The following is an 11,735-nucleotide window of genomic DNA, read 5'->3' on the forward strand; positions in this document are numbered from 1 at the left end:
GTATTTTTTAAATAGTCGCTAGATAATGAGTCAAAATAGTATACTTTGGGTTACATTCATAATATATATTCTAATTATATTTAGTATAGGAATATATTCATATTTTCAAACAAAAAAAGTTTCGGATTATATGTTGGGCGGGCGGTCTTTGAGTGCTCCAATAGCAGCGTTAGGTGCTGGCGCATCTGATATGGGATCTTGGTTGTTATTAGCTTTGCCGGGAGCATTCATGGCTTCGGGGTTTAACCAGATATGGTTGCCATTAGGATTAACATTGGGAGCCTTTGTTAACTGGGGGGTTATCGCTAGGAGATTGCGTATTTACACGGAAATTGCTAAAGATTCGATAACAATTCCTGCATATTTTGAAAATAGGTTTCATGATAGTAAAGGAGTAATAAGATCGTTAACAGCCATAGTAGTAGTTATCTTTTTTACGATATACACAGGCGCTGGATTTGTATCAGGTGGTATTTTGTTTAGCTCAATGTTTGGTATTTCTTATCATGAAGCACTGTTACTAACGGCAACAATTATATTTATTTATACATGTGTTGGTGGTTTTTTAGCTATATCTTGGATTGATTTTTTCCAAGGAACTTTAATGCTTCTGGCATTATTGGTTGTACCAGCTGTAGTCTATTTCAATTTAGGTAGTGTGAATATTATAGATAATTTATCAAATATAAAAATTCAGGGTTTTTATGATGTTACTTCAGGAGTGCCTTTGATTACTATAGTATCGTTACTTGCGTGGGGATTGGGATATTTTGGTCAGCCACATATAATTGTGCGTTTTATGGCCATAAAAGATCCAAATAAGACTTCACAAGCAATGTGGATTTGTATGATATGGATGATTTTAGCATTGATAGGAGCAGCTTGTGTAGGTATTCTTGGAGCTGCCTATTATAGTGATGGCTTGACTAATTCGGAATCTGTATTCTTAAAACTGTCGGCAGTATTTTTTAACCCTTGGGTGGAAGGAATCTTGCTTGCTGCAGTTTTATCAGCGGTGATGAGTACGTCATCAGCGCAATTGTTATCATTATCAAGTGCTTTCTCTGTTGATGTGTATGCCAAGTTTCTTAGGAAGAATGCTTCCCATAAAGAACTTCTTAATATTAGCCGCTTGGTAGTGTTATTGGTGACAGTTTTTGCGATTATACTATCGTATAATCCAGAGACAAGTATTTTAAAGTTAGTAGGTTTTGCATGGGCCGGACTTGGTAGCTCATTTGGTTCTGTGGTCATTTTTTCACTATTTTGGTCTAGGATGAATAAAAAAGGCGCCATTGCAGGGATTCTGGTAGGATCGCTGACTGTTTTGATTTGGCCAATGTTTAGTGATTTAGGAGGATGGTTTAAAGTTTATGCTATGGTTCCAGGATTTACTTTAAGTAGTATATGTATAGTATTGGTTAGCTTACTAACATCTAAGCCTGAAGAGTCTGTGCAGTTAGAATATCAAAAATATAAACAATCATTATAATTACTTATTGTGAGAGTTACTTTTTTCAAGTAAAATTCTCATCATTTGAATTCTGTAATTTTTTATGAAAAAACTGTTATCATCTATAACAGCCTTGCTAGTTTTTTATGGTCTTTCTCAAGCTGGTGAAGATCTTGCAAGTATAGCTTTGTTGTCACTATTGTGTTGTTTTGTTATTTATCTTTTTGTAACATCTAAATCTCGCAGGTTGAATTTTGTAACTATAGTATACGTATGCTTGAGCTTTGTTTTTGTTACATTTGTGACAAAAGCTATATTGAATGTTGATTATGGTTCTCATCCTTTCATATCCATCTTGATATTGTGTATTTTATTGCCTACCTTTTTTTTACTTGGATATAGAATTATTTTGAGTATCCATTGCTTTATTGATAGTCTTTTTGGTAGAAGCACGAGTTATGAGGGAATTGAGCAAGAGTTAGGATGCTCCGTAGTTATAACTACTCGTAATGAACCTTTTGAAGTTTGTAAGTTAACTTTTGATTCGGCGTATCAGCTTGATTATCCTGCTGATAAATTTGAGATAATAATTGTTGATAACAGTGACTTAGATCATCCAGACTTCTTAAAATGGCAAGACTATGTTAGTAAACATAATATGAAAGGTGACGTTAGCTGTAAATTTATCCATAGAAAAGGCACAGAGGGATTTAAGCCACGCAATCTTGATATTGCCATGGAGCATATTTGCTATGACTATGTTTTATTTTTAGATGCTGACTCAACGTTACCTAAAAGTACATTAAAAGTGGGGTTGCCGGAGTTTAAAAAAGACGCTAAGCTTGGTTTTGTTAGCTTCTTGATAGAAAGTACTAACTATAGCACTAATTTAGTTACAAAAGTGGCCAGTATTTTCCAAAATACAATTCGCTATTTTAACGAGTTTGTAGGTAAATATGGATATTGTAACTATCAAGGGCATAATGGTATTTGGAGTAAGCAAGCTCTGATGGCGACATCTAAATGGGAAGAGTACTATAGATCTCAAGTAATGGTAACAGAAGATATTGCTGCTGGATTTAGATGTTATGAAGCAGGGTTCAATAGTAAGCCGATATTTCTTAAAACAGGTGAGTGGGTTCCTACATCTCTCAAAGAATTCGAGAAAATGTGGTTAAGGTGGTCTTTTGGTGGTATGCAAGTTATGCATAAGTATATGTCAAAGATAATAAGCTCCTCAAATCTGAATTTTAGAGTTAAGCTTGATATGTTGTATTTACTTTTTAAGGTTGTAGCTTCAGGTTTTCCAATATTTGCATTATTATTAGTGCTTTTTCCAAGAAGTAATGTAGCTTTTGTATCAATAGTAAATGTTACCCTTATCCCATTAGTTATATTGAGTGTATGGTATTATTTATATGGAAATATTAAAGGTAATTTTATAAGTAAAATTTCTCAGATTTATATAGCGATGTTTATGTTATCATCATTTGTATTTTGGTGTGGTATAAAAGCTGAGATTAACTACTATTTGAATAAACCCCAAGGCTGGAAACCAACAAGTAAGGTTTTTGATAAGGTTGAAGGCTGGACTCAGGTTATCTATGATAATTTTGGTAAATTAAGCTTTTCTATTTTAGGTCTTTCAATAGCAATATATTCTATTTCTAAGCTTTATAGCCAAGTAGATTTTTATCTATACCTGTTATGTATGTTGCCAAGTATATTGCTTTTTTTAAATACTATACTGTGCGTGTTAGTATTAGGTAGGGCGAAATACTAGAGTAATATTGATGATGGAGTATGATAATCTTATTTTTTTGATTGTGGCCTTTTGTTTTGTTCTTCTTAATGCTTTTTTTGTTATAGCTGAATTTTCATTAGTTAAGATAAGAAGTTCGCAAGTTGAGGTTTTAAGTAAGAGAAATGGATTACAGGGTAGAATACTTTACAAGGTTCATAGCAATATAGATATCTATCTTTCTGCTTGTCAATTTGGTATAACACTAGCTTCATTAGGTTTGGGATGGGTTGGAGAACCTGCCTTTTCTGAACTATTAGAGCCAGTTTTTGTATTTTTTGGAGTTACAGGGAATCTTTCAAGAATTATTGCTTTTGCAATTGGGTTTGCAATTATATCATTTCTGCATATAGTGATCGGCGAGCTTATGCCTAAGTCAATGGCTATCAGACAAACTGAAAGGCTATCCTTGCTTACTTGTATACCTCTATATGTTTTTTATTGGTTAATGTTTCCATTTATTTGGATATTAAATATTACAGCAAACAAGCTTTTGAAGTTATTTAATTTAGACACTGTGGCAGAGGCTGAGTATGGGTATACTACAGATGAGGTCAAAATTATTTTAAAAAGTAGCCACCTAAAAAAACCTCTCACAGAAGAGCATAGAGATATTTTATTAAGAATGGTTGAGTTTTCGCATCTACAGGCAATCGATGCTATGAGGCCTATAGAAGAGATGGTAGTTATTGATTATGATTCATCAGTTAGACAAAAGCTCGAAGTGGTCAAAGACAATCTTTATACGAGATATCCTGTTTATCAAGGAGATAAAGGTAATATTATTGGGGTAATTCATACAAAGGATATTCTGTGTGCATTAGATAATGATTTACGGCAAGAGAGTTTAAGGCCGATATTAAAAGTGTCTCATAATGATCAATTAATTGATGTTTTGCGAAAATTCCAGCAAGGTAAGCCTCACTTTGCATTAGTCTATAAAAAAAATAAACCTATAGGGTTTATTACGTTAGATAACTTATTAACAATAATGATTGGTAGAATCTCTGATGAATTCCATCTTGTTAAAGAGCCATGGGTAACATTAGCGAATAACAAATTCTTGATAAAGGCTCAGGCACCTGTGTACGCAATAGAAAAATTAGCAGATGTTGATCTTTCTGAATATCCAGTAGATACTGTTATTGATTTGCTAATTGCTTTATTTGGGCATCAGCCAACAATAGATGATGTATGGGAGCAGGAGAGTTTTTATATTAGACCGTATAGGTTTGAGGGTAATTCTCTAGAAGAGGTTATTCTAGAGCTTAAGTAGGATGCCTAAAATTCAAAGCATGAAAAAGTGACTTAAAAAAATAGCTGTGTTAGTATATGGCAGAAATTTTATTAAGAAAAAATGATTAAATGGTTAACTTTAGGTTCTATAAAACTAACAAACAAAAAGGAATATCTTTGGTTGAGAGTATAATCTCATCAGGGTTAATTTTGTTTGTTTTGTCATCATCATTTTTGATAATAAATTCCTCGATAACCACTTCAGTAATAGCAGAAAAGAAAACACAGCTAATACAGGAGTTAGATAAAAAAATAGCTATTTATGTTTTAACTGGTAAATTTAATACTAAGGCAGTTAGTAGTGATTATTTTTTTCAGAAAAGAGTTAGTAATCCTAAAATGATCAAATTTATCGCTAAAAATAAGAATTTTGATATTTGTGTTTCTAAGGAAGTTATGAAATATGTGTCAAATTCATAGGAATCGGCTGATTTCAGGCTTTACGCTAGTTGAGCTCATGGTTGGTATCACTATTTCTATCATAGTGATTACGATGGCAGTTAATATATATGTGTCTACAAAAAGGAGTTATCAAAAAGCAAAGCTTAATATTGAGCAAAATATAAAAGTTATTTCAGCGCAGAAAGTGCTTTCTGATGCTATTGTAAATGCAGGTTTATCATGTAAATATGGATCAGATCATCAACTTTATGTCAATAGAACTGGAGAAGACCCTCGTAAATTTAAGTTTTTTTACGATAATTACTCAGTTAGATTAGGAAAGTTATCGACCATAGAAAATTTATTAAAAAACTCTTCTAAGCAAAAATTTTTGTTCCATTCTGGTACAGATTACTTGATGGTTAAAACAGAAAACTCATCTGCAGAACTTACGCAAAAACCATTAAATTTAAGTTTGTATTTAGACAAAACTCAGCAATGGCAGAATGGTGATTATCTAGCACTTTGTAATAATGACTATATAGATATTGTTAAAATATCTAGCACTAATAATGAAACAGAACAAATAAGACTTGCCTCAGCGCCAGCTAATGAATTTAACAAGGGTGATTATATAGGTAAGATAAATATTCAAATTTTTTTTACAGCTGCTACAGTCGATCCTAAGAAACCAAGTGAATATAAGTATTCTTTGTATATGTTAGTTAAAAATGGTCAAGTTCATGCAACAGTATATCCCATCGTGGAAGGGGTTTCTGATCTTAAGTTAACTTATGCTGCTTCAGATAACAAGAATCTTTCTTGGAAAGAAATATATCAAGATACAAGCTTGAATGAAATAGGAGCTAAAGCACTAAAAATATCATTTAAATTGGATAATCAGTATTATGATAAAGTAGTTTTATTATGAAATATTTTCGTTTAATGAGTTTGACAAGAGAATCAGGATCCTCATTATTATCGGCAATGATATTTGCCTTTGTGGTGTTAGTTACAGTATCAAGCCTTGCATATATTGTTAGGTACAATTTATTGAGCATAAAAAGTCTCCAGTCACAAGAAATAATATCAACGGTGGAGCAGCAATATATTCAAGAAATATCTCGCAAAGGAGCTATAGCTACAGGAAGTTCTGAATTTGGCGATTATCTCATAGAAAATGCGTTACAGCGTAATAGACAAGCTATTTTCTCTAATAGTAATACTGTGGTAAATCTATATGATTCGGAGCCGACGGCAATAAGTATGGATATGCAGCATAAGCTTTTTTATAAAAATAAGCTAATGTTAACTAAGAAAATAATCTATAAAGAGTTACCAAAACATTCGATGACTGACTATCACTCATCTTTGATACCAATTAATGTTCCGTATGTTGATGTTGCAAGAATGAGTAGTTCACAGAAGTTTTATAGACTTAATACAAATCAGGAGATTAGTGACTCAGAGCGAGGCTATATAGGATACATCAAAAAAGAGTATGATTGGCTGTTGGTATCGATTAATAATATCCAAATTATAAATCTGAAAAATTTAGATTTGTCTGAAAATTATAATATTAAAGTTGGTTGGCAGCTTCGTAAGGGTAACTGGCACTTATTATTAGCCATATATGATAGTCAGCATTTGTATATATTCAAAACTAGGCTAAGCGATCTGACAAATAATTTTTCTAAGGCAATTTTAGATTTGTCAACGCCATGTAAAATAATTAATACACCCAAGGATATAGCAGCATTAAGTTGGTACTATCAGTTAGATGAAACGCAACCTAGTTTGGTAGTTTTATCTACACGTAGAGATAGTTCAGGTAGTATGAGTATTATTGTTCAAGATGTTGAATATGACGAGTCTAATAGTAGATATACAGTTTTGATAAAAGATATAATAAATGCGAATGAGGAAACTAATAATAGTAATATTTATGTACAGGCATTAGACCCAAGTAGAACTCTTTCAAAAAGCTTACTGTATCTATTCATTGGAAATAAATTAATAGTTTATGGTTTAGATAACTCTTTCAAAGCTAGTAAAAAAGAGGTTGATTTAGGTAAAGTTGTTGAGAACCCTCCTATAATTGTTAGGAAAAATCAATATAGTAATTATATTTTGGCTTATAATGGGGATCACTATTATCAGTATTTATATACTAATAATACTAAACTCATTAGAGTTGTAAAAATAATAAGATATCCTAAAGAAAAAATCCAAAATATAATAGTTAAATACGGTCTAAAGTTTATAGTTACTAGGATGAAAATTTATATAGAGAGCTTTAATAATGAGCGTATTGAGACAGTTGAGATATAGGTGAATAACTTGATAAAGCTAAAATATGTTGTATTAGTATCTATTTTTTTTCTGGTCTCTAATTTGGTATATGCTAGTAGTTGTCAGCTTATTGATAATCAGAGTGGCTATAAGGGATTTTTAGAGTTTAGTTGTGATGCGGAAATATCGCTTGATGATAATAAAATTGTTTTTTACCTAATTGGAAAAGGTGTTGATGTTGATTCAATAGATCTTGCAAATGCAGATGTTAAATACTCTGTTAATGATATTGCTGAAAATGTTAAAAGAGTTAGTTTAAATATCTCAAAAAAAACTTTGTTTATCGACTTTGATTATTTTGCATATAAGGATAAACCAGTAAAACTAAAAATAACTGTGAAAAAGAATAGTAACTTGAATTATGAGGTTCTTTGGGGCGGAATTGTAAAAAACTCATACAAAATTCAAAAAAGTAGTGGTAATAATCCTCAGTTTTATAGAACTACATCAAAAGATATCTTTGCAATTAAAGATGGCTTCAAATGTACATTAAATGATGATTGTGATGGTAGGATAAAGCTTCTAAATCAAAATAATTTAGAAAATCATAAATCGTTACAAAAAGTTTTGGGTTATCTAAATTTTGGCATTATTTACCAAAAATTAGATTAATATTAAATTTAGTAAAGGATAGATGAGTGTTTTTATGATATTATATTAGTTATCTATATAGAAATGCTGATGTGATTTATATCTTGAGAAAGTACAAAAAGAACTTAAATACTAAAAAATATAAAGGATTTACCTTTCTTGAAGTTCTAATTGCTTCATTACTAGGTGTATTTGCTCTTATTGCGGCTTTCTATGCGATTGGCAATATACTCTCTAATGCTGTTTTATCTGAAAAAAAAGTTGAGCTTGTAGATGAGTTAGAGGCTAGAGTTGACAACTATATGTTAACAGGAAATTTTGATGATAGTGCGCAGGGTAATATCACTTTCTCAAGAGTTGATGATGGGAGTAGTGCAATACGTGAGTTTGTTGCTACTAATCCGGATTATTCGTTACAGGCGGTTAAACGAACATATTCAGCAGTTACACCAGCAAATGATGCGATAACTCAGGTTCTCGGTCCTTATATGGCTGCCGTATGGGAGATATATCGTAGTGCTGGAGCGACTCGCCTTGATGAGAGCCCTGAACTCAGAGCAGCCGTTGAACAGGCTAGAAGAGATTATTTAGATGATGGGGGTAGTACAATGATTTCTTCAGGACATATAACAAATGTGTTGTTAAATGTTGGAACTACCGCGGTATCTAGTACTGTACCAATGGATAATCCTCCTATTGATCAAGCAAATGTCGCTCTTAGGATAGAGCTTAGAACAGATGCTGATGTTACCTCAGAAGGATTAACTTGGCATTGTGTAGCAGTTGGTGGGTTTGATGGTGATTTACTACCTTCATGGTGTGTTTTATAGCTAGGTAATATATGAATTTGAAGTTTAATAGGCGTAAAATAATTGGGACTTCATTACCGGAGCTTCTGGTAGCTACTGTGATAGCTATAGTGGTACTAACTGCTTTAATTAGTACTTATATAGGAGTTAAAAATTCTTATCAGGAGTATAAAGATAAAACTACAGCTGACGCTAAAGAACTACAGGTTAAGAGTATTTTTTATAATTTTATTAAAAGAACAGGATTTGCATGTCAGTTTGGTAGTCAGAATCAAACGTATCATGATAGAACATCAGATTCTTTAGATGATTTTTTTCATGACTCTTCAATGATTCGAGTTGGCCAGTTACCTTTGGCAACGTCTGATCATATCTCTGAAGCTCTTGAGACTGGTTGTTCAGGTGAGTGTTTTCAGCCTGGTACAGACTATATCATGATAAAAAGAGAAGAGTCTAGGACTTTTCTTACTGATGTGAATTCTCTTAGCTCAAACTTATCCTTAGACTCGGTGGAGGATATTTCAGTAGGAGATTACTTGCTCCTATGTAATAAAAATGATATTAATTTGTTAAAGGTTGCTAGCATAAGTAGTGGTAGTAGTGTTGTTAACTTATCAGAGTCCCCTCAGGGAAGTGATTATTATCCAGGTGACTATGTTGGAAGATACTCTTTAGAGGTGTTATACATACGAGATAGTGGTGCTGTAGATGAATCTGGGCAAGCCATTTTCTCTTTATACGTATATATCAAGGATAGTGACTCTAATGGAATATCTTATGAGTTAGTTAGAGGTGTGCAAAATTTACAAATTGAAACGGCGACAGTTGCTAATAGTACTTTGACGTGGAATAGCATTCCTTCAGAACTAGATTTAAGTGGTTCTAATTCGCTAGCATTAAGAATATCATTTAGTATTGGTGAGCAGACATTTAGCAGAATAATTAATTTATAAGGGTTAGCTATGTATCAGAATATCAAAGGTTCAGCATTATTAGCATCTTTAATATTTGCCTTTGTTATATTGGTAGTAATATCAGCACTTGCATATAATTTTAGAATGGATTCTTTGGCAATAGAAACTATCGTTAATGAAAAACAAAGTTTGCATGTTGATGAGGGCTATTTTAATAGTATACCTGCTGCACTTGATCTTACTGAGAATCATGATGAAACAGTAGATAATTTTAGGTTTTTAACAACATCGAATTCTGTTACATCTAGATTTGATCATCATAATACTAATTCCGAACTTTATTATGGAATCCCTTATGTGATAAGTTATGATATTTCGCATGAATTCTTTGAAGGAGATGTTTCAAGGTATGTTAGGAGTTTGGTTTATAACACATTGCCGGGCACTTTGATGAATCGCTATGACGAGGATTATTTTCCAGTAAATGTACCATTTGTCAATGTAGCTGGTATGAGCGGAACTCTAGCAAGCTATAAGTTAGATCAAGAGGGTAGATTACAAGATTTAGAAAGAGGTTATATAGGCTATATCCATAAAAACAGCAGTATTTTAACTATAAGTAACGCTGGTGGTAGTTTTAATGTTACTGTACCAAATGACTTATCACTTCTCAGCTATACTTTGGCTATTGGTTGGGATCTACAAGATGGTCGTTGGAGTATATTTTTAGCTATATATGATGGCAATAAAGTATACACCTCTTCTACAACTCTACGAAACCTTGTGGCAGGACAGGCACAAGCACAACAAGATTTATCTAACTGGCAAGCTATCGCTGATTTACCAGGAGGGTATGCTTCAAACTTTCCTACGTATTCGCCAGGTACAGATTATGAAGTTGGTGATGTAGTTAATTCAGGTGGTGATTTATATAGTTGTAAAGTTGTCTCGTGGTGTTCTAGTGATGCTCAAGCTAATATTGACGCCTATGCTCCGGGCACAGGAAGTGCATGGTCATTAGCATGGGATCTTGTTGAGTCTGGTGGTGCTCCTAGTGAGGGAGGAGGTTCTGATAGTTATCCAACATACTCAGCAGGGACATCATATCAAAACGGAGATATTGTAATATCTGGAGAGAATTTATATAGTTGTAAAGAATGGGGATGGTGCTCTAGTACGGCTGCATCGTATTATGCACCAGGTACAGGAAGTGCGTGGTCATCTGCATGGGATCTAGTAGGACCTGTTGATTCAGGAGATGAAGATGGCGATGATGGTGGCGCTGGGAGTGATCCTGAAGGCAATATTATATTAGTTACTTGGTATCATGACTTCAATAATCAGGTACCTAAGCCACTGGTATTAAGAAAAATGCCTCGTGACGGTAATTACGACTTAGATGTGTATCGATCGACTTATGATAGTATTACTAGGATTTTTACAGCAATTTTATCAGATACTTTTACAACTGGATCTACAGATTTTGATGAGTCACATGTTCATGTTGTGATTCCTGATACTATGTTTATGCTAGATGCAGGAGTTCCTCTTATATTTCAAGGTAATAATATATTTGATTATAATAGGCTAGGTACATATCTATTAGGTACAGGAGGTGGCTCATCAACAACAAAAGATACGTTATCAGTAGAGCCAAGCCAAAAACCAATCATGATTAAGAAGAATACTACACAGATGTATATGATAGTTTTCAATGGAGATACTTATTATAAATATCTATATAGTCTAGGATCATCTCTGACAGCACTACCTCCAGAGCCTTTTCCAGGAGAGGAAATACAAAAGATAATAGCTAAGTATGGGGTGATTTTTGTCATTACAAATAGCTATATTTATCTCATGAATCCTACAGATAATTCGCGCATTAGTAGATTGGTAGCTACTGGATCAAATTATCAAATACATAGAGCTAGTGATGGTAGGATATATGCGTTAGATGATGGCTTGAATTGTACAGTAGGTTCTAGTTGCGGTAGTAGAGTTTATTTTGAAACTGGATGTGCTGATTATGCAGGTGGTTGTGATGCTCTTGCTGAATTGACTAATGTTGATCCATATCTAAATATAGTCCATAAGAGCTTGGACAGTTAAGATTTTTTCCAAAAATATTAAAATTT

General features: G+C 33.0%; 10 protein-coding genes. All 10 read left to right on the forward strand.

Annotated elements, in window-relative coordinates; all coding sequences use genetic code 11:
• Positions 1 to 25: 25 nt before the first annotated feature.
• The 10 genes from putP (at position 26) to F3D59_RS01895 (ending at position 11,709) form a co-directional block, all read left to right on the forward strand.
• Positions 26 to 1,492: a sodium/proline symporter PutP gene (putP, locus tag F3D59_RS01850; protein ID WP_150463569.1), complete on the forward strand. Its 1,467-nt coding sequence runs from the start codon at positions 26 to 28 to the stop codon at positions 1,490 to 1,492.
• 64 nt (positions 1,493 to 1,556) lie between these two features.
• Positions 1,557 to 3,236, forward strand: a complete 1,680-nt coding sequence (locus tag F3D59_RS01855; protein ID WP_150463570.1) for a glycosyltransferase — start codon at positions 1,557 to 1,559, stop codon at positions 3,234 to 3,236.
• Positions 3,237 to 3,246: 10 nt separating this feature from the next.
• Entirely contained in the window at positions 3,247 to 4,530 is a 1,284-nt protein-coding gene (locus F3D59_RS01860; protein ID WP_150463571.1) for a hemolysin family protein, read from the forward strand.
• An 89-nt stretch (positions 4,531 to 4,619) separates the two neighbouring features.
• Positions 4,620 to 4,970 carry a type II secretion system protein gene (locus F3D59_RS01865; RefSeq protein WP_013922107.1) on the forward strand — a complete coding sequence of 117 codons (351 nt, stop codon included), beginning with the start codon at positions 4,620 to 4,622 and terminating at the stop codon, positions 4,968 to 4,970.
• Positions 4,954 to 5,862: a PilW family protein gene (locus tag F3D59_RS01870; protein WP_150463572.1), complete on the forward strand. Its 909-nt coding sequence runs from the start codon at positions 4,954 to 4,956 to the stop codon at positions 5,860 to 5,862. Before F3D59_RS01865 ends, F3D59_RS01870 begins: the two co-directional genes overlap by 17 nt.
• Entirely contained in the window at positions 5,859 to 7,262 is a 1,404-nt protein-coding gene (locus F3D59_RS01875) for a hypothetical protein (RefSeq protein ID WP_191092414.1), read from the forward strand. The genes F3D59_RS01870 and F3D59_RS01875 overlap by 4 nt, the downstream gene beginning before the upstream one ends.
• On the forward strand, positions 7,263 to 7,895 hold the full coding sequence (locus F3D59_RS01880) for a hypothetical protein (protein ID WP_224721129.1): 633 nt from the start codon (positions 7,263 to 7,265) through the stop codon (positions 7,893 to 7,895).
• A gap of 83 nt (positions 7,896 to 7,978) precedes the next feature.
• Positions 7,979 to 8,704 (forward strand): type II secretion system protein, encoded by a 726-nt coding sequence (locus F3D59_RS01885; RefSeq protein WP_150463573.1) that lies wholly within the window; start codon positions 7,979 to 7,981, stop codon positions 8,702 to 8,704.
• Between the two features lie 11 nt (positions 8,705 to 8,715).
• Positions 8,716 to 9,636, forward strand: a complete 921-nt coding sequence (locus F3D59_RS01890; protein WP_150463574.1) for a photosystem I protein M (PsaM) — start codon at positions 8,716 to 8,718, stop codon at positions 9,634 to 9,636.
• Positions 9,637 to 9,645: 9 nt separating this feature from the next.
• Complete coding sequence (locus tag F3D59_RS01895; RefSeq protein WP_150463575.1) at positions 9,646 to 11,709, forward strand: hypothetical protein; 2,064 nt, start codon at positions 9,646 to 9,648, stop codon at positions 11,707 to 11,709.
• The last annotated feature ends 26 nt before the right edge of the window (positions 11,710 to 11,735 follow it).

Origin of the sequence: Francisella sp. XLW-1 (assembly GCF_008711455.1) — a bacterium.
In the GTDB taxonomy this organism is placed as follows: Bacteria; Pseudomonadota; Gammaproteobacteria; order Francisellales; family Francisellaceae; genus Francisella; species Francisella salimarina.